This is a genomic window from Aquabacterium sp., from assembly GCF_016234775.1.
Lineage (GTDB): Bacteria > Pseudomonadota > Gammaproteobacteria > Burkholderiales > Burkholderiaceae_C > Aquabacterium.
The window spans coordinates 1-19,476 of sequence record NZ_JACRAH010000062.1 but is presented as its reverse complement, the minus strand read 5'-3'; the positions used below and the strand labels follow the sequence as shown (position 1 = coordinate 19,476).

The 19,476-nt window shown below is 62.0% G+C and carries 14 protein-coding genes, 1 pseudogene and 2 riboswitches; of the genes and pseudogenes, 11 read left to right on the top strand and 4 right to left on the bottom strand.

What is annotated here, in order from left to right; genetic code table 11:
* From HY836_RS17675 to HY836_RS17665, 3 genes are all read right to left on the bottom strand, one after another.
* The gene (locus HY836_RS17675) at window positions 1-1,092 is read right to left on the bottom strand and encodes a putative solute-binding protein (RefSeq protein WP_290678870.1); all 1,092 of its coding nucleotides are present in this window, start codon (window positions 1,090-1,092) and stop codon (window positions 1-3) included.
* A 122-nt stretch (window positions 1,093-1,214) separates the two neighbouring features.
* Window positions 1,215-1,844: a response regulator gene (locus HY836_RS17670; RefSeq protein WP_290678867.1), complete on the bottom strand. Its 630-nt coding sequence runs from the start codon at window positions 1,842-1,844 to the stop codon at window positions 1,215-1,217.
* Window positions 1,841-3,853, bottom strand: coding sequence for a sensor histidine kinase (locus tag HY836_RS17665; RefSeq protein WP_290678864.1), 2,013 nt, complete (start codon window positions 3,851-3,853; stop codon window positions 1,841-1,843). The genes HY836_RS17670 and HY836_RS17665 overlap by 4 nt, the downstream gene beginning before the upstream one ends.
* 167 nt (window positions 3,854-4,020) lie before the next feature.
* On the opposite strand from HY836_RS17665, the gene HY836_RS17660 reads away from it, so the two are divergent.
* From HY836_RS17660 to HY836_RS17630, 7 genes are all read left to right on the top strand, one after another.
* Window positions 4,021-5,022: a TRAP transporter substrate-binding protein gene (locus HY836_RS17660; protein ID WP_290679040.1), complete on the top strand. Its 1,002-nt coding sequence runs from the start codon at window positions 4,021-4,023 to the stop codon at window positions 5,020-5,022.
* Window positions 5,023-5,090: 68 nt separating this feature from the next.
* Window positions 5,091-5,690, top strand: coding sequence for a TRAP transporter small permease (locus HY836_RS17655; protein ID WP_290678861.1), 600 nt, complete (start codon window positions 5,091-5,093; stop codon window positions 5,688-5,690).
* Window positions 5,691-5,701: 11 nt separating this feature from the next.
* On the top strand, window positions 5,702-6,982 hold the full coding sequence (locus HY836_RS17650; protein WP_290678858.1) for a TRAP transporter large permease: 1,281 nt from the start codon (window positions 5,702-5,704) through the stop codon (window positions 6,980-6,982).
* A 104-nt stretch (window positions 6,983-7,086) separates the two neighbouring features.
* Window positions 7,087-7,200: riboswitch (glycine riboswitch) on the top strand.
* A 26-nt stretch (window positions 7,201-7,226) separates the two neighbouring features.
* A riboswitch (glycine riboswitch) is annotated at window positions 7,227-7,365 on the top strand.
* Between the two features lie 84 nt (window positions 7,366-7,449).
* Window positions 7,450-8,565 carry a glycine cleavage system aminomethyltransferase GcvT gene (gcvT, locus tag HY836_RS17645; protein ID WP_290678855.1) on the top strand — a complete coding sequence of 372 codons (1,116 nt, stop codon included), beginning with the start codon at window positions 7,450-7,452 and terminating at the stop codon, window positions 8,563-8,565.
* 97 nt (window positions 8,566-8,662) lie between these two features.
* On the top strand, window positions 8,663-9,037 hold the full coding sequence (gene gcvH / locus HY836_RS17640; RefSeq protein WP_290678851.1) for a glycine cleavage system protein GcvH: 375 nt from the start codon (window positions 8,663-8,665) through the stop codon (window positions 9,035-9,037).
* Window positions 9,038-9,072: 35 nt separating this feature from the next.
* On the top strand, window positions 9,073-11,979 hold the full coding sequence (gcvP, locus tag HY836_RS17635) for an aminomethyl-transferring glycine dehydrogenase (protein ID WP_290678848.1): 2,907 nt from the start codon (window positions 9,073-9,075) through the stop codon (window positions 11,977-11,979).
* A gap of 316 nt (window positions 11,980-12,295) precedes the next feature.
* Window positions 12,296-14,944, top strand: a complete 2,649-nt coding sequence (locus tag HY836_RS17630; RefSeq protein WP_290678845.1) for an ATP-binding protein — start codon at window positions 12,296-12,298, stop codon at window positions 14,942-14,944.
* Here HY836_RS17630 and HY836_RS17625 read toward each other — a convergent pair.
* Entirely contained in the window at window positions 14,938-15,756 is an 819-nt protein-coding gene (locus HY836_RS17625) for a pyruvate, water dikinase regulatory protein (protein ID WP_290678841.1), read from the bottom strand. The two genes, HY836_RS17630 and HY836_RS17625, sit on opposite strands and share 7 nt — an antisense overlap.
* Before the next feature lie 251 nt (window positions 15,757-16,007).
* Here HY836_RS17625 and ppsA point away from each other — a divergent pair, with 251 nt between their 5' ends.
* The 4 genes and pseudogenes from ppsA to HY836_RS17605 all read left to right on the top strand — a co-directional run.
* A complete protein-coding gene (gene ppsA / locus HY836_RS17620; RefSeq protein ID WP_290678838.1) occupies window positions 16,008-18,422 on the top strand; it encodes a phosphoenolpyruvate synthase in 2,415 nt (804 codons plus the stop codon).
* 193 nt (window positions 18,423-18,615) lie between these two features.
* On the top strand, window positions 18,616-18,981 hold the full coding sequence (rpsF, locus tag HY836_RS17615; RefSeq protein ID WP_290678835.1) for a 30S ribosomal protein S6: 366 nt from the start codon (window positions 18,616-18,618) through the stop codon (window positions 18,979-18,981).
* A gap of 64 nt (window positions 18,982-19,045) precedes the next feature.
* On the top strand, window positions 19,046-19,336 hold the full coding sequence (priB, locus tag HY836_RS17610; RefSeq protein WP_290678832.1) for a primosomal replication protein N: 291 nt from the start codon (window positions 19,046-19,048) through the stop codon (window positions 19,334-19,336).
* A 30-nt stretch (window positions 19,337-19,366) separates the two neighbouring features.
* Window positions 19,367-19,476 (top strand): annotated as a pseudogene (locus HY836_RS17605) (30S ribosomal protein S18); the annotation flags it as partial.

The window sequence follows — 19,476 nt, the reverse complement described above, 5'->3', positions numbered from 1 at the left end:
TCAGTTGGACAGCGCAGCCTTGGGCTTGTCCGGCCACTCGGTTTCCAGCGGGCTGGTGCATTCCGAATCGGCAGGATTCATGTCGCAACGAATACGCTTGAGCACCTTGAGGGCCTTCTTGTCATACAGGCCCGCTTCCGCGATCTCGACGCGGCCATCGCGCAGCATGTGGATGTAGCGCGCCAGATCAGCCGGAGGGATCTCCATCCAGACCTTGGCGGGCAACTCTGCCTCGGCGCGGCGGATCATGTTCATGGTGGGCTCGAACTGCGTCAACCAGTATTGGCGCGACTTCAAGCCTGTGCCTGCCGGGAACTTGCTCTTGTTGATGATGATCTGGTAGGTCAGGAAGGTGATCGGCATGCGCGAAATGGCACCCTTGGTGCCGATGCCCTTGTACAGCTCCAGCGGCTTGTAAGCCAGGGCTGGCGCGAAGATCACGTCCACCAGACCATTGTTGAACTTGCTGGCGAAGTTGGTGATGTCGGCCGGTACAGGCTGCGCCCCGATGCGCGTGATGGCCATGGTCTGCACACGGTCCACATCCAGCGCCGCGATGCGCTTGCCGGCCGCCGCTTCGACGCTGTTGATCTTGCGGTCATTGACGATGGGATAGGCCGCGCCCATGGGGATGATGCCCGCCACCTCGTACTTGTCCTGCACCATCATCTTGGATGCTGCTGGCGATGCAAAGATCTCGATGGCCTTGCGCAGAATCTCGTAGCTGGCGTCCATGTCGATCTTGCCATTGCGGGCGAAGGTCGTGGCCCCCATGGCATCTACCGTCGCGGCAACCAGGTTGTAGGGTTTGCTGCGAAAGGACGTGACCGCCATCGCATCGCACTGGCCACTGCGGAAGTCCTCGGCCGCCACGCGTTCGTCGGTGTAGGCCTTGAGTTCGATGTCGATGCCCATGTTGAGCTTCTGCATGGCCAGCACGAAGTCCTTGGCCGCGGCATATGCTGGCCCCGTGGTGCCCACGATGTCGAACACGCAGGCGGTCTGAGCGGACCAGGCGGACGTGCTCACCAGACCAGCCAGACTGACAGCCAGCAGCGTGCCGAAACGGGTGCGAGAAAGAATACGGGGCATCGGAAAGTCCATCCTTGAAATCATTGGCGCCAATCTACCAAACGCGCCACGCCCAGCTGCAAAGGGTTTCACCTGCTCACACGCATAACGCTGTCGCGAGCCGCCCCATGCCCGTCGCCGATTCACCCGGAAGCCAGCCAGCCGGCCAATTCGGCCGCCGATCGAACGCCGATCTTGGCAAAAACACGTGCCCGGTGCACCTCTACCGTGCGAACTGCAATGTGCAATTCGTCGGCAATCACCTTGTTGAGCTTGCCGGCGGCCACTCGGTTCATGACCTCCACCTCGCGCTCGCTGAGGCTGGCAAGCCGAGCCTGACGCTCCTGAGATTGCGCGTTCTGTGCTCTGGATGCAGACTCCACAGCCAGGGCCTGCTCGATGCGGTCCACCAAGGTGTTGTCGCTATAGGGCTTCTCCAGAAAGTCGAATGCGCCTTTCTTCAGCGCCTCTACCACCATGGGAATGTCGCCATGGCCGCTGAGGAACAAGACGGGGTTGTGCACCCCCATGGACAGCAAGGACTCATGCAGCATCAGGCCTGACATGGGCTCCATGCGCACATCCAGCACAAACACGCCTTGTACGGGCATCCCGCAGCGTGCCAGGAAGTCCAACAAGGCCTGCCCGCAGTCAAACGCGTGCACCACCAGCCCTCTGGAGCCCAGGAGGAACACCAGTGCGTCACGCACCACGGCCTCGTCATCCACCAGATAGACCACGCCTTTGTGCGATGGGGTCGATTTGATCGTCACGGCTGATCTCCTTCTCCATGCCCCTCCGGCACATCATGGTGAACCGGCAAACTGAAAGAAAAGACGGCGCCCCCCTCAGGCGCATCGCAGGCGTCCAGGGCACCGTAGTGCAATTCGATGATCGAACGGCAAATGGCCAAACCCATGCCCATGCCCTCCACCTTGGTAGAGAAAAAAGGCGCAAACAGGCGCTCGCTGCCCTGCCCGTTGAGGCCCCGGCCGTTGTCGGTGACGCTCACGCGCACAAAGTCACCTGCCTGTGTCGCGGTGACCAAAATGCGCCGATGCCCCGTTTGTGTCGACAAGGCATCCGACGCGTTGCGAACCAGGTTGACCACCACCTGCTCGATCAGCACAGGATCGGCCATGACCTGCGGCAAGGCGCCGTCGCCATGGATGTCGAGCCTCACCTGGTGGCGCGACAAGTCTCTCTTGAGCAAGTCCACGCCAGACTGGATCACATCCATGATGCGGCAGGGCTCCCGCTGAGGTTCGCGCCGAGTCAGGAACTCACGTATGCGCATGACAATGCGGCCAGCATGCGTCGCCTGCTCACCCATGGTCTTGAGGGCCTTCATCACCAGCGGGTCCATGTCTTCATGTGCACCGAGCGCATTGATCAGACCGGCGTTGTAACTGGCGATCGCTGTCAGGGGTTGGTTGAGTTCATGTGCCAACGTCGAGGCCACTTCACCCAGCATGGTCAGCCGCGCATGGTGGGCCATGGTCTCAAGCTGTTTGCGCTCGCGCTCTTCCATGCGCTTGCGTTCCGTGATGTTGAGCACCGACGCCATCCAGCCGATCTGCCGGCCCTTGGCATCCACCAAGGGGGCCTCGAACACCATGACCTCCACCAGCCGACCATCCCGGTGCTGCCAGTGCGACTCATAGCCATCACGGGGTGCCTTGCCTGCCATGTTACGCAAATGGCGGTTCATGCTTTGCTCCAACTCCTGAGGCACCCAGTAGGGCATGGGCGGCATCAGGCCGATCAACTCGTCTGGCTGGTAGCCCACCATGTCAGCCATGGTCTTGTTGACGTAGACCAGGCGTCCTTGAAGATCCCGGGCTCGGATGCCCACCGCCAGCGAGTCCTCCATGGCCGATCGCCAGGCTGCCTCCGTGCGCCAGGCCTCTTCCGCGCGTGACACACTTTGCATCTGCCGCCTGAGCATGAAGCTGGCCGCTCCCAGCAACAGCACAAAGCCCCCCATCAAGGCCATCGGCATCGTGCGCCACCACGGGGTGATGCGCTCTCGCGAGGTCAGCTCCAGCCACGCATTCGGCATGGTTGGCGCCATGGAAACCCGGTACCACGCCTGTGCGGCACGACGCGGGCCATCGACCGTGGACGCAATCACCTCATCAGACTCATCGACCAGGCGAATGTCGTACTTGGCTGCAAGCCACCAGGGCACCTTCTGCCGCAGCAATGCGCCTGCAGAGTACCGTGCCACCAGCATCCCGCCGGGGTGATCGTCATGCCCCGGCAGCGCCACGGACAGGTGCCCTGCCATGCCCATTTCATCGCCGATATTGCGCAAGGCGTCCCGTGCCGGCAGTGAATCGTCCGGCACATGTCCCATGATCTGACCATCGTCGCCCAACCAGGTCACACTGACCCAGAAACGGCGAAGGCCGTCCAGCACCAAGGCGTGCCTGGAGAAGCCATCCGACGTCAAGGCATGCGACTGGATGTCTTCTGCCAGCACACGCAGTTTGCTGGTTTCATCGTCCAGACGATTGGAGATCTGGGCTTCCAGCGACAAGGCGTCGGAAATCATGTCGGCGCGCTGAGACTCCAGATCGGTGACCTCCTTGGCGTGCAACCAGACCATCACGCCAGCAACCAACAACATCGACAGGACCAGAGGCCAGGCCCACAGCGATGGCATCAACGCGATGCGAGAACCCCACAACTGCAGGCGTGGCCTGGGCGGAACGGCCAGCGCCGGGCGCTCCGGAACACGCACGCTGGGGGCTTCTGGCCGGGTGGACTGTTCTGTCATGGTGTCAGTCTAGGACCTGGATCGGATCGGGTGCTGGCATGTGGTGCAGGAATGTGGAACTCCACAATTTGCGGCGCCCCCGACAGGTTGAACAATGAGCCTATCCAAAACCAAACGGAGACGCCATCATGTTCAACCGGAAGTCCAAGAATTTGCTGCGCCGCAACATGCTGACGGTGGCCGCGTCGATCGCAGCATCGGTCGCGCTCTCGCCTGCCGCCTTCGCGCAATCTCCCATCGTCATCAAGTTCAGCCATGTTGTGGCTGTGGATACGCCCAAAGGCAAGGCCGCCGAATTCTTTGCCAAACGTGCGGCGGAGCTGTCCAAGGGCCGAGTCAAGGTCGAGGTCTACCCCAACAGCCAGCTCTACAAGGATAAGGAAGAGCTGGAAGCGCTGCAACTGGGCTCCGTCCAGATGCTGGCCCCGTCCCTGTCCAAGTTCGCGCCGTTGGGTGTGAAGGAATTCGAGGTCTTTGACCTGCCCTTCATCTTTGACGATTACCCCTCGCTCCACCGCGTCACCAACGGCCCCATCGGCCAAGGGCTGCTCAAGAAGCTGGATTCGCGAGGCATTCATGGCCTGGCCTACTGGGACAACGGCTTCAAGGTCATGTCCGCCAACAAACCGCTCAAGAACCTGGAGGACTTCCGGGGCCTGAAGATGCGCATTCAGTCCTCCAAGGTGCTGGATGCCGAAATGCGTGCATTGGGCGCCCTGCCCCAGGTACTGGCGTTCTCTGAGACCTATCAGGCCTTGCAAACCGGCGTGGTGGATGGCACCGAGAACCCGCCATCCAACCTGTACACCCAGAAGATGCATGAGGTTCAGAAACACTTGAGCGTCACCAACCACGGCTATCTGGGCTATGCCGTTGTGGTCAACAAGAAGTTCTGGGAGGGCTTACCGTCTGATATTCGTCTGGCACTGAGCAAGGCCATGACGGAGTCGACCCAGGTGGCCAACGATGTCGCCTTCCAGGACAACCAGGATGCCCTGGCCAAGGTTCAAGCTTCAGGCAAGACCGTGATCTACAAGCCCACCATCGGTGAGCGCTTCCTGCTCAAGAAGGCCTTGATGCCCGTCCACAAGCAAATGGCTTCCCGCATTGGCGACGACATCATTCAGGCCATCTACAAGGAAACCAACTTCGATCCCAGCAAGATGTGATCTGGTGGGTTGACGACACCTCAGCCCACGCCAGGTCGTGGGCTTTTTTTTGAGCAGGAGAGCCCTTCATGAAATGGCTTGACCATCTGGAAGAGTGGCTGATCGCGTCCTTCATGGGCGCCGCCACCTTGATCATCTTTACCTCGGTGTTGCACCGCTATCTGGTGGGCGTGCAAAGCCCTATTCAAGACTGGCTGCTGTCGCTGAACTTCGCCTGGGCCCAGGAAGCCACCATCTACCTGTTTGTCTGGATGGCCAAGTTCGGCGCCGCCTACGGCGTGCGCACCGGCATTCACGTCGGAGTGGATGTGCTCATCAACCAGTTGTCCAGCCCGAAACGCAAGGTCTTTGTGCTGTTTGGCCTGCTGTCGGGTGCCCTGTTCACGGGCACTGTCGCAGCCATGGGCGCCAGCTTCGTGTGGGAAAACGGCCTGCACTACGCCCTGTTCAACGCCCTGCACATGGACATGGCCGATCTCATTGAAGGCCCGACCACGCCTGACCTGGAATGGCAGACCTGGATCATCTACTCCGCCATCCCACTGGGCTCGTCGCTGATGTGCTTCCGCTTCCTGCAGGTGGCCTGGCACTTCGCCAAGACGGGCGAGCTACCACACCATGACCACGGTCACGTGGACGGTCTGGACGAAGAAGTGGCCAAGGCCTGAAGGAGCAGCACATGAACGGCATCATCATCTTTTCCGTGCTGCTGGCACTGATGCTCACGGGCATGCCCGTGTCCATCTCGCTGGGCCTCACGGTTCTCACCTTCATTTTTGGCTTCACTGAAGTCCCCCTGGAATCCGTGGCGCTCAAACTGTTCACCGGCATCGAGAAGTTCGAGATCATGGCGATCCCCTTCTTCATCCTGGCCGGCAACTTCCTGACCCACGGGGGCGTGGCCAAACGCATGATCAATTTCGCCACCAGCATGGTGGGGCATTGGCATGGCGGGCTGGCACTGGCCGGCGTGCTGGCGTGCGCGCTGTTTGCAGCGGTGTCGGGCTCCTCGCCTGCCACGGTAGTGGCCATCGGCTCCATCCTGCTGCCGGCCATGGCCAAGGCGGGCTTCCCCAAAAAATTCGGCGCAGGTGTGATCACCACCTCCGGGGCATTGGGCATCCTGATCCCACCATCCATCGTGATGGTGATGTATTCGGTGTCCACCAACACCTCCGTCGGCGCCCTTTTCCTGGCAGGTGTGGTTCCCGGCATCGTTCTGGCCTTTTTGCTGGGCCTCACCACTTGGTGGCGTGCCCGCAAGTTCGGCTACCCGCGTCAACCCAAGGCCACTTTTGCGCAACGCGTGAAGGCACTCAAGGACTCGTTCTGGGGTCTGTTGCTGATCGTGGTCGTGATGGGCGGGATCTACACCGGCCTGTTCACCCCGACCGAAGCGGCCGCCATGGCTGCGGTGTACGCCTTCATCATCGCCGTGTTCGTCTACAAGGACATGGGCCTGAAGGACGTGCCCCGCGTGCTGTTGAACTCGGCCAACATGAGCGCGATGCTGCTCTACATCATCACCAACGCGGTGCTGTTCAGCTTCGTGCTGGCCAACGAGAACATCCCGCAGCAACTGGCCGACTGGCTGGTGGGGATGGGCCTGGGCCCGATCGCCTTTCTGCTGGTGTGCAACATCCTGCTGCTGGTGGCGGGCAACTTCATGGAGCCCTCGTCGATCGTGCTGATCATGGCGCCCATCCTGTTCCCCGTGGCCGTGAAGCTGGGCATCGACCCCATCCACTTCGGCATCCTGATCGTGGTGAACATGGAGGTCGGCATGTGCCACCCACCGGTCGGGCTGAACCTGTATGTGGCCTCGGGCATCACCAAGATGGGCATCACGGAGTTGACGGTAGCTGTGTGGCCCTGGCTGCTGACCATGCTGGGCTTCCTGGTTCTGGTGACCTACTGGCCGCCGCTGTCACTGTGGCTGCCCAACCTGCTGATGAAGTAAGCAAAACAGCGCATCAAAAGACCACTTACCCCCTCAAAGCCGTGCCCGCAGCCCCCTGCAGCGCGGCTTTTTTCACGCGCGAGCGGCGTACACGCTGATACACTCGCGACTTGTCAGGAGAGAGCCGTCTGCCCAAGTGCTGCGGCCGCCGAAGGCGCAGGGCCCATCAGCGAGAGTTGACCGCCCGAACGCTCAGGCAAAAGGACTGGCAAACATGGCGGCGGCGTCATTGAGGCGCGCCGCCATGATCCTCGCTGGAGAGAGTCTGGTGACCTTGCATTCTGCAAGGTGAGCCCGGCCACCGAAGGGGCAAGCCCATAACGCGACGGCTGAAGTCGTTGCGAGGGGTCAATCTCTCAGGTAAAGCGGACAGAGAGGGCAGCACCAAACCGGTTTCAACGCAAGTTGAGGTGCCGGGGCGGATTCACATTGAATGCCCTCCACTGGCCTAGCAGCCAGCTTTCGCCATGTCCGCAGATTTGCTCAAGACACCCCTGCACGCCCTGCACGTTGAACTCGGCGCCAAGATGGTCCCGTTTGGCGGCTATGACATGCCCGTGCAGTACGCCACCGGCATCCTCACCGAGCACAAGCACACCCGCGCCGCTGCCGGCCTGTTTGATGTGTCACACATGGGCCAGGTCCTGCTCAAGGGCGAAGGCGCCGACGCCGCACTGGAATCCCTGGTGCCCGTGGACATCGTCGACCTGCCCAGGTTCAAGCAGCGCTATGCCCTGTTCACAAACGAACAAGGCGGCATCCTGGATGACCTGATGGTCACCCGCCGCGAAAACGACCTGTTCGTCGTCGTCAACGCCGCCTGCAAGACGCAGGACATCGCCCACATGCAGCAGCACATCGGCAGCCGCTGCACCGTGCAGCCCCTGCCCGACCAGGCCCTGCTGGCGCTGCAAGGCCCACAAGCCGTGACCGCCCTGGCTCGTCTGAACGCCGACGTGCAAATGCTCACCTTCATGACCGGCGGCCACTTCGTGCTCGACGGCATTGACTGCTTCCTGACCCGCTCGGGCTACACCGGTGAAGACGGCTTCGAGATCTCGGTGCCTGCCGCCAAGGCCGAGCAACTGGCCCGCGCCCTGCTGGCCCAGCCGGAAGTCAAGCCCATTGGCCTGGGCGCCCGCGACACCCTGCGCCTGGAAGCCGGCCTGTGCCTGTACGGCCATGACATCGACACCACGACCACGCCCGTTGAAGGCAGCATCACCTGGGCGATCCAGAAGGTGCGCCGCGCTGGTGGTGCCCGTGCCGGCGGCTACCCTGGCGCCGGCGTGATCGACGGCCAACTCGCCAACGGCGCGGCCCGCAAGCGCGTCGGCCTGATCAGCACCGAACGCATGCCCGTGCGTGAAGGCGCCAAGGTGGTGGATGCCAACGGCGCCGACATCGGCATCGTCACCAGCGGCTCGCCCAGCCCCAGCCTGGGCCAGCCAGTTGCCCTGGCCTACGTGGCCACCGCTCAAGCCGCGATTGGCACCCCGGTTTTCGCCATCGTGCGCGACAAGCGTGTCGCCATGACCGTGACCAACCTGCCCTTCGTGCCCAACCGCTACTACCGCGGCTGAAACCGCTGACATGGCCGCAACGGCCTGAGGGTCTCTTGAGGGATACTCTCGGCCGTTCGGCACACCCCCCAATCAATTCATACATAGGACGTCCATCATGACCATCAAGTACACGCCCGACCACGAATGGCTGCAAATCGAAGCTGACGGCACCGCCATCGTCGGCATCACCCACCACGCCCAAGACGCCCTGGGCGACGTGGTGTTCGTGGACCTGCCCACCGTGGGCGCCACCTTCAACCCCAAGGATGTGGCCGGCGTGGTCGAGTCCGTGAAGGCCGCTGCTGACGTCTACATGCCCGTGACCGGTGAGATCACCGAAGTCAACGAAGCCCTGCGCGACGACCCTGCCCTGGCCAACACCGACCCCACCGGCGCCGGCTGGTTCTTCAAGGTCAAGCTGAGCAACCCGGCCGAGCTGGACGCCCTGCTGGACAAAACCGCTTACGACGACCTGCTGAAGAACGCCTGATCCCGCGCCCCGCCTGAACGATGCCGCCGAACGCCATGCTGAACACCCACCTGCCCACCCTCGCTGAACTTGAAAACGCGACCGAATTCCAGGCCCGCCACCTCGGCCCCTGGGACGACGAGCAGCAACTCATGCTCAGCGCCATTGGCGTGGCCTCGCGCCAGGCCTTGATCGACGGCATCGTGCCCGGCACCATCAAGCGCGGCAACCCCCTGGAGTTGCCCGCGCCCCTGACCGAAGCGCAGGCATTGGCCGAGCTGAAGGCCATCGCCCAGCAAAACAAGCTGATGCGCAACTTCATCGGCCAGGGCTACTACGGCACGCTGACGCCTGGCGTCATTCTGCGCAACATTCTGGAAAATCCTGCCTGGTACACGGCCTACACGCCTTACCAGGCCGAGATCTCGCAAGGTCGCATGGAAGCGCTGGTGAACTTCCAGACCATGATCACCGACCTGACCGGCATGGCGATTGCCAACGCCTCCATGCTGGACGAAGCCACGGCTGCTGCTGAAGCGATGACGCTGGCCGCACGTGGCGGCAAAGCTAAGTCCACCCGATTCGTGGTTTGCCACGACGTGATGCCGCAGACCCTGGAAGTGATCCAGACGCGCGCCAAGCCCCTGGGCATCACCGTGGACCTGGTTCATGCCGCGCAACTGGTTGAACACCTGCAAGGCAACGACTGCTTTGCGGCCTTGCTGCAATACCCTGGCGTCAACGGTCAGGTCCGTGAGCTCAAGCCCCTGATCGATGCCCTGCACGCCAAGGGCGCCTTGGCCATCGTGGCCGCCGACCTGCTGGCCCTGACCTTGCTGACACCTCCGGGCGAACTGGGCGCCGACATCGCCTGCGGCACCACCCAGCGTTTCGGCATGCCCATGGGCAATGGTGGCCCGCACGCGGCCTACATGTCCACCAAGGACGAGTTCAAGCGTTCCATGCCCGGCCGCCTGGTGGGCGTGAGCGTGGACAGCCATGGCAACCCCGCCTACCGCCTGGCCCTGCAAACCCGCGAGCAGCATATCCGCCGCGAGAAGGCCACCTCCAACATCTGCACGGCCCAGGTGCTGCCCGCGGTGGTGGCCAGCATGTACGCGGTCTACCACGGCCCCGAAGGCCTCAAGCGCATTGCCCTGCGCGTGGCCGCCTACACCTCGATCCTGGCCGAAGGCCTGAAGTCGCTGGGCCGCAAGCTGGTGCACGACACCTGGTTCGACACGGTGCAAGTGCTGGCCGAAGACCGCGAGGCCGTGCTCGAAGCCGCCCGCAAGCTCGGCATCAACCTGCGTGACGCCAGCAACGACAGCATCAGCATCTCGCTGGACGAGACCACCACCCGCAACGACATCATCGACCTTTGGACGGTGTTCTCCGGTGGCAAGGCCCTGCCCTCGTTCGCCGCATTCGAGAACGGCGTGGCCCTGGGCCTGCCTGCCACGCTGCGCCGCACCAGCGCCTTCCTGACGCACCCGGTGTTCAACACCCACCACAGCGAAACGGACATGCTGCGCTACCTGCGCGCCCTGGCCGACAAGGACCTGGCCCTGGACCGCACCATGATCCCGCTGGGCTCGTGCACCATGAAGCTCAACGCCACCAGCGAGATGATCCCCATCACCTGGCCCGAGTTTGCGCACATCCACCCGTTTGCGCCACAAGACCAACTCAAGGGCTATGAGCTGCTCAACGAGCAACTGTGCGCCTGGCTGAGCCAGGCCACAGGCTACGCCGGCATCAGCCTGCAACCCAATGCCGGTTCGCAAGGCGAGTACGCCGGCTTGCTGATCATCAAGGCCTATCACGAAGCCCAGGGCCAGGGCCACCGCGACATCTGCCTGATCCCGGAATCGGCACACGGCACCAACCCTGCCAGCGCCCACATGGTCGGCATGAAGGTGGTGGTCACCAAGTGCGACAGCGAAGGCAACGTCGATCTCGACGACCTGAAGGCCAAGTGCGAACAACACAGTGCCAACCTGGCCGCCGTGATGATCACCTACCCCTCCACCTACGGCGTGTTCGAAACCCGCGTGACCGAGCTGTGCAAGCTGGTTCACCAGCATGGCGGCCGCGTCTACGTGGACGGCGCCAACATGAATGCCCTGGTCGGCCTGGCTGCACCTGGCCAGTTCGGTGGCGATGTGAGCCACCTCAACCTGCACAAGACCTTCTGCATCCCGCACGGCGGTGGCGGCCCAGGTGTCGGCCCCGTCTGCGTGGTCGAAGACCTGGCGCCCTTCCTGCCGGCTCACCGCTCTGCCGGCATCGGTACCGAGGTGCAAGTGGGCGCCGTGTCCGCCGCACCGCTGGGCAACGCCGCCGTGCTGCCCATCAGCTGGATGTACATCCGCATGATGGGTGCCGATGGCCTGAAGGCCGCCACCGAAGTGGCCATCCTCAACGCCAACTACGTGGCGGCCCGCCTGGCTGATCACTACGACATCCACTTCAGCGGTGGCAGCCAGACCATCAAGGGTGGCGGCGTGGCCCACGAGTGCATCCTGGACATCCGCCCGCTCAAGGACGCCAGTGGCGTGGGCGCCGAAGACGTGGCCAAGCGCCTCATCGACTACGGCTTCCATGCACCGACCTTGAGCTTCCCGGTGGCGGGCACGCTGATGGTGGAGCCCACCGAGAGCGAATCCAAGGCCGAACTGGACCGGTTCTGCGACGCCATGATCGCCATCCGCGAGGAAATTCGCCTGGTGGAGCAAGGCAAGCTGCCGCAAGACGACAACCCGCTGAAGAACGCGCCCCACACGGCCGCCAGCCTGCTCAAAGCCGACTGGACTCACGCCTACAGCCGTGAACTGGCCGCCTACCCAGTGCCCAGCTTGCTCAAGCAAAAGTACTGGTCGCCCGTAGGCCGTGTGGACAACGTCTACGGGGATCGCAACCTGTTCTGCTCCTGCGTGCCGGTGAGCGACTACCAGGCCTGACCCTCGCTGAATCCCCGCCTCCGCGGCCCGCCGAAGTGCATCGCACCCGGCGGGCCGTTTGTTTCACAGCGCCAACACCACCCTGCGCCTCTAGGCCCGATCGTTGCCAAGCCGCTAAATCGGCGCTAATGTGCGCCTGAGGTCGGCGCGGGCTCCCCGACCCTCGTCAGTCCCAATGCAATACAGAGCCCTCTGTTTCAGACTCGCCGCATAGAACGGCGAGCCTTCAGCAAAATGCAATGGGAGGCCTATGCCGGCACTGACGGAACCTCAGCTTGAGTCCACGCGCTTCACTCCCACAGAAGAAGGGTTGAAGATGGCCTTGGCTGCAGCCCAGGCCGGCATATGGGAATGGCACATCGACACGGGCCAGAACACCTGGTCAAGCGAAATCTGGCCGCTCTACGGACTGAGTCGGGACACGCCTGCCAGCTACGACGCCTGGCTCTACAGCATCCACCCAGAGGATCGAACCTATGCCCGCCAGACCATCGGCGCAGCAAGCCAGTGCCGCGTGCCGTTCGAGATCGAGTGGCGCACCAACCCAGCACTCGGCGCCGTGCGCTGGATCCTGTCTCGGGGGCAGCCCGGCAAGCCGCAGGACAATGGACGGGCCACCTACACGGGCATCGTCATGGACATCACCGCACGCAAGAAGGCGGAGCAAGCGGTGCTCAAGCTCACGGAAACACTGGAGGAGCGCGTCAAGGAGCGCACAGCAGCACTGTCCGAACACGAGCGCCTTCTCCAGAACATTCTCGACGGGGTACCGGGCCTGATTGGCTATTGGAGCAAGGACCTTTACAACCGTTTTGCCAATCAGGCATATGGCGAATGGTTCGGCCTGAAGCCTGAAGACCTGCGCAATAAGCACATCAAAGAACTGCTCGGGCCCAATCTTTACGAACTCAACCGCCCTCACATTCAGGCCGTGCTCCGCGGTGAACGCCAGCGATTCGAACGCCAAATTCCCGTTCCAGGCCGCCCCGACGAGGCGCGACACAGCGAAGCACATTACCTGCCCGACATCGTCAATGGCGTCGTTCAAGGCTTCCTGGTCATTGTCTTTGACATCAGCCAGATCAAGCAAGCGGAACTGGCAGCCGAAGCTGCCAACCTGGCCAAGAGTGAATTCCTGGCCAATATCAGCCACGAAGTCCGCACCCCACTGAACGCCATGTTCGGCCTGGCCCAACTGGGCGCGCGCCAGGCCGCCAATACACCGGTTGGCAGAACATTTGGGCAAATTCTGGACTCGGCACAGCACCTGCTGACCTTGGTTAACGACGTGCTGGACTTCTCCAAGATCGAGTCAGGCAAACTCAGCCTGCATTACGAGCGCATCAACTTCGGGCAAGTTCTGGAACACGTGCTAACGCTGAAGGCCATCCTCGCGCAGGCCAAGGGGCTGCCCCTTGTGGTGAATGAATCTGCCAGCGTGCCCCAATACTTTCAAGGCGATGCGACCAGGCTGTCGCAGATCCTACTCAACCTGCTGTCCAACGCCATCAAGTTCACGGAACAAGGTCAGATCACCCTCAGCCTGGATTACGTAGCGCCGGACTTGGTCATAGAGGTCAAGGACACGGGTATGGGCATGTCGACCGACAAGCTGGCGCAACTGTTCAAGCCCTTCGTCCAAGTGCACGGCCATCACCCTCTGCAAACAGGTGGAACCGGCCTGGGACTGGCCATCACCAAGCGCTTGACCGACATGATGCGCGGCAGCATCGAGGTACGAAGCACGCCGGATCAGGGCACCGCCTTCACCATCAAGCTGCCCTTGCTGCATCCCGAATCCGGTCACAGCCCCAGCATTCGACAGGTGGCCATGCTGTCCGCGCCTGGTGTTCAGCGCAATGCGCTGTGCCTGGCTCTGGAGGCTCGTGGCGCGCACGTCAAGCTGTGCGACAGCCTGCCAGGCGCCGATGACGCAACCGCGGCCATGTTGATCATCGACGCAGACTTGTTGCCTCAATGTGCGCCTGAGGTCATCGCACAACATCGAGACAAGGGCCATACGATCCTGGTGAGCTCGCCAACCAGCACCGCTCTGGCCTTTCCCGAGTCGATACCTGACGATCTGCCCGTGGTGGCGGGACCACTCACTCCCCTGCGCCTCATCAACATCGTCAGGACACGACTGGGGCACCTGCCGCCAAACAGCGCCCGTCGCCTGGAAGGCATCCGCATCCTGGCGGCCGAAGACAACCCGGTCAACCGCCTGGTGCTGCAGCAGATGATGGAGCAGGAAGGTGCCGTCATGAGCTTTGCCTTTGATGGCGCACACGCACTGGAACAGGTCCGCGTGCAAGGCCCGGCCAGCTTCGACCTGGTGCTGTGCGACATCCAGATGCCCATCATGGACGGCTATCAAACCGCGCAGGCATTAGGGCACATTGCCCCGTCCCTGCCGGTGATTGGCCTGACGGCCCACGCCTTTGACACCGCCAAACAACAAGCCCGACGCGCCGGCATGGTTGGCTACGTCACCAAGCCCTATATGCTCGATACACTGGTCGATGAAATCAGGCGCTTTGCCCGTCGGCGCCCAGGTGATCCAACCCCATCAGACGACGAGCCTCCCACCGGCGGCAACATGCCCGAGCCCTCCATGCAGCAGGACATCACTGACTGGCAAGCGATGCAGCAGTACTTTCAGTCCCAGCCCCAGTTGCTGGACAAGCTGATTGGCATGCTGACCCCCACATTAACAGGCATCCAGCAAGAACTGGAGCAAGCGCGACGCGAGTGCAATATGGACGCCCTGGCCAAAGTGGCCCACAACGTCAAAGGCACGGCACTCAATCTGCACACGCCCGAACTGGTCCGGCTGGCTGTTCAGACCCAGGAGCTGGCGCGCCAGCAAAGTGACGCTGCGCTGACCACCGCAGACACGCTGTCAGTGCGACTGGGTGAATTCATTGGCATGGCCAGCCGCCACCAGTCAGCCTCGACTCAATAAATCAGGCGGTCTGGGCGAATATCTCGCAGGATCGTCGTTGCGATCTCTTCGATCGACTTGTGCGTGGATGACAGCCAGGCAATGCCCTCGCGGCGCATCATGGACTCGGCCTGCGCCACTTCCAGTCGGCAATTCTCCAGACTGGCGTACTTGCTGCCCGGACGGCGCTCGTTGCGGATCTGGCTGAGGCGATTGGGCTCGATCGTCAAGCCAAAGCATTTCTTTTTGTAGGGCTTGAGCATCGAAGGCAAAAAGCCCCGATCAAAATCTTCGGGAATCAAGGGCACGTTGGCCGCCTTGATGCCGTGCTGCATGGCCAGGTACAAAGAGGTTGGCGTCTTGCCACAACGGCTCACGCCCACCAGCACCACATCGGCCGTTTCCAGGTTGCGGGAAGACTGACCATCATCGTGCTCCAGCGCAAAGTTGATGGCTTCGATACGGTCGTTGTATTCACGGTCCACGCTGGCGTCACTGAATCGACCCACCCGGTGGTTGGACCTCATGTTGAACTCATCTTCCAATGGTTCCACGAAGGTTTTGATCACATCAAAGACACGTGCCTCGCAGCCGCGCAGGATGTCCAGCACGTCGTCATTGGCCAGGGTCGTGAACACGATCGGACGCTTGCCCTCCCGCAAGCCGGCGGCGTTGATTTCCCGCACCACCTGATGCGCCTTGTCGACGGTGTCGATGAACGGGCGGCGAACGTGCCGAGGCTTGATGGCGAACTGCGCGAGGATGGAGTTCCCCATGGTTTCGGCCGTGATACCCGTGCCATCGGACACGAAAAAGACACTGCGATCAGACATAAGCAGACTAGTTTTGCCCAAGACCTGCGAGGTATGCACGCAAACGCCCGCCAATCACCCGCATGAGGGCCCCAGGATTTCAATTTGGTGAACCCATCATCATAGGCCTGACCCTACAATCAGTCCATCTCGTGTCCACACGTGTTGTCAGATGCCGCACGGACGCCCGATGAAGGTCACCCAAAAACACCAACAGACCGACGCCGGGCCATGGATGCCACCAGCATTTTTTTCACCATCCTGGAGCTTTTATGACCAACCGCTTTGAGCCGACCGCCCTGGTCGTGCCCTTCGAGCAACTGCGCATGGAGGACGTCGAGTCCGTCGGCGGCAAGAATGCCAGCCTGGGCGAGATGATCTCGCAACTGCCGACCGGCCCGAACGGCGTACTCGTACCCACCGGCTTTGCCACGACGGCCCACGCCTTCCGCGAGTTCCTCAAGCACGACGGCCTGGCTGACCGCATCAGCAAGCGCCTGGCAGCCCTGAACACCGAAGACGTGCGCGCACTGGCCGAAGCCGGCGCCGAAATACGCAGCTGGGTTGAAGCGCAACCCTTCCCTGCCGACCTGGAACAGGCCATCCGTGGTGCCTTCGTGACGCTGGCTGGCGACAACCTGCAGGCATCCTTTGCCGTGCGTTCGTCCGCCACGGCAGAAGACCTGCCCGACGCCTCGTTTGCCGGTCAACAGGAAACATTCCTGAACGTGGTCGGCATCGAAGACATCCTGCACAAGATGAAGGAAGTGTTCGCCTCGCTGTACAACGACCGCGCCATTTCCTACCGCGTGCACAAGGGCTTTGCCCATGACGTCGTGGCCTTGTCGGCTGGCGTGCAGCGCATGGTGCGCTCCGACCTCGGCGCCGCCGGCGTGATGTTCACGATCGACACCGAGTCCGGCTTCCAGGACGTGGTCTTCATCACCTCCAGCTATGGCCTGGGTGAAACCGTGGTGCAAGGCGCCGTCAACCCTGACGAGTTCTACGTGCACAAGCCAGCGCTGAAGGCAGGCAAGCAGGCCGTGATCCGCCGCAATCTGGGCTCCAAGCTCCTGAAGATGGAGTTCGCTAGCGCCGAAGAAAAGGCCGCCACCGGCAAGCTGGTCAAGACGGTCGACACCACCGTCGAGGCCCGCAACCGCTACAGCCTGACCAACGAAGACGTCACCGAACTGGCCCGCTACGCCGTGATCATCGAGCAGCACTATGGTCGCCCGATGGACATCGAATGGGGCAAGGACGGCACCGACGGCAAGCTCTACATCCTTCAGGCTCGCCCTGAAACGGTCAAGAGCCAGATGCAGGGCAAGGTGGAGCAGCGCTACAAGCTCAAGAGCACCGGCACCATCCTGGCTGAAGGCCGCGCCATCGGTCAGAAGATCGGTACCGGCCCCGTGCGCATCGTGCACAACATCTCCGAGATGGACACCGTCAAGCCTGGCGACGTGCTGGTCACCGACATGACCGACCCCAACTGGGAACCCGTGATGAAGCGTGCTTCGGCCATCGTCACGAACCGCGGTGGCCGCACCTGCCACGCCGCCATCATCGCCCGAGAACTCGGCATCCCTGCCGTCGTGGGTTGCGGCAATGCCACCGAGCGCCTGACCGACGGCACCCTGGTGACCGTGGCCTGCTCCGAGGGTGACACCGGCTACATCTACGAAGGCCTGCTTGAAACCGAAGTCACCGAAGTGACCCGCGGCGAGATGCCCCACATCGGCCTGAAGATCATGATGAACGTGGGCAACCCGCAGCTCGCCTTCGACTTCTGCCAGATGCCCAATAACGGCGTCGGCCTGGCTCGTCTCGAGTTCATCATCAACAACAACATCGGCGTCCACCCCAAGGCCATCCTGGACTATCCGAACATCGACAGCGACCTGAAGAAGGCCGTGGAGTCGGTCGCGCGCGGCCACGCCTCGCCTCGCGCCTTCTATGTGGACAAGCTGGCTGAAGGCATCGCTACGATTGCTGCCGCCTTCTGGCCCAAGCCCGTCATCGTGCGCCTGTCGGACTTCAAGTCCAACGAGTACAAGAAGCTGATCGGTGGTTCGCGCTACGAGCCCGAGGAAGAAAACCCCATGCTGGGCTTCCGCGGCGCATCGCGCTACATCAGCGCCGAGTTCGGCGAGGCCTTCGCCATGGAATGCGAGGCACTCAAGCGCGTGCGCTCCGACATGGGGCTGACCAACGTCGAGATCATGGTGCCCTTCGTGCGCACCCTGAAGCAGGCGGAACGTGTTACCGGCATGCTGGCTGACCACGGCCTGGTGCGCGCCTCCAAGGGCGGCACCGATGGCCTGCGCGTCATCATGATGTGCGAAGTGCCGTCCAATGCCATCCTGGCCGAGCAGTTCATGGAGTTCTACGACGGCATGTCCATCTGCTCCAACGACCTGACCCAGTTGACCCTGGGACTGGACCGCGACTCCGGCCTGGAACTGCTGGCTCAGGATTTCGACGAGCGCGACCCGGCCGTGAAGGCCATGATCTCGCGGGCCATCGCGGCCTGCCGCGCGCACGGCAAGTACATCGGCATCTGCGGCCAGGGCCCTTCGGACCACCCTGACTTCGCCGAATGGCTGGCTGACGAAGGCATCGTGTCCATGTCGCTGAACCCGGACACGGTTGTCGACACCTGGCAGCGCCTGGCTGCGAAATAAGTTTTTCGGACAAACTGGCTGGATTTCCATCAGAAATCCAGCTTTTCCCGACTGAGCGCCACCTGCGGGTGGCGTTTTCCTTGCTACAATCGCAGGCTTTCCATCAGTTGCTCATTTCTTGAGCAGCCCTTGCCGTTTACGGGTTTGACGCTTCGTAGCGGCTTCCATCAACTGGAATCCACAAGGAGTATCCATGCGTCACTATGAAATCGTCGTGCTGATCCACCCGGATCAAAGCGAACAAGTTCCCGCCATGCTGGAGCGCTACAGGGGTGTGATCACCGCTGCTGGCGGCCAGATTCACCGTCTTGAAGACTGGGGCCGTCGTCAGCTGGCATACCAGATCAACAAGCTGGCCAAGGCGCACTACCTGTGCCTGAACGTCGAAATCAGCAAGGAAACCTTGGCTGAAATCGAAACCGGCTTCAAGTTCAACGACGCCGTGCTGCGTCACCTCACCGTGCTGAAGGACAAGGCTGAGACCACTCCTTCCGTGATGATGAAGCAAGTTGAGCGTGAAGAGGCCCGCAAGGCCCAGCAAGAGCAAGCCGCTGCCTGATTGATGCCGCAAGGCGTCGACAGACAACGCGTCCGCAAGTAGTTTTTTTGCGAGCCAGACGTTCATGAACCGTGTGCTGTTGACAGCCCAGATCATTGAGCGAAAGGCATTGAGATACACACCCGCCGGCCTGCCCGCACTCGACATCGTGCTTGAGCACGAATCCGAAGTGACCGAGGCCCAGCTTCCCCGCAAGGTGAAGGTGGAAATCAGGGCCGTGGCGATGGGTCCGATTGCACAGCAATTGAACCTGCAGCCAGTTGGCGTGCCCTTGGGCATTGCCGGCTTCCTGGGTGCTCCGCGAAACGGACGTGGCGTACTGCTCCACATCACCGAACTCAACGACATCGTTTAAACACATCCATTCGGATACTGAGAGGTCATCATGGCTGCTCCCCGCTCCAAGAACGGCAAGTTCTCCAAAGACCGCAAGGGCAAGCGCAACACGCAATCCCTGCTGTTCCGTCGCAAGCGCTTCTGCCGCTTCACCGTCGC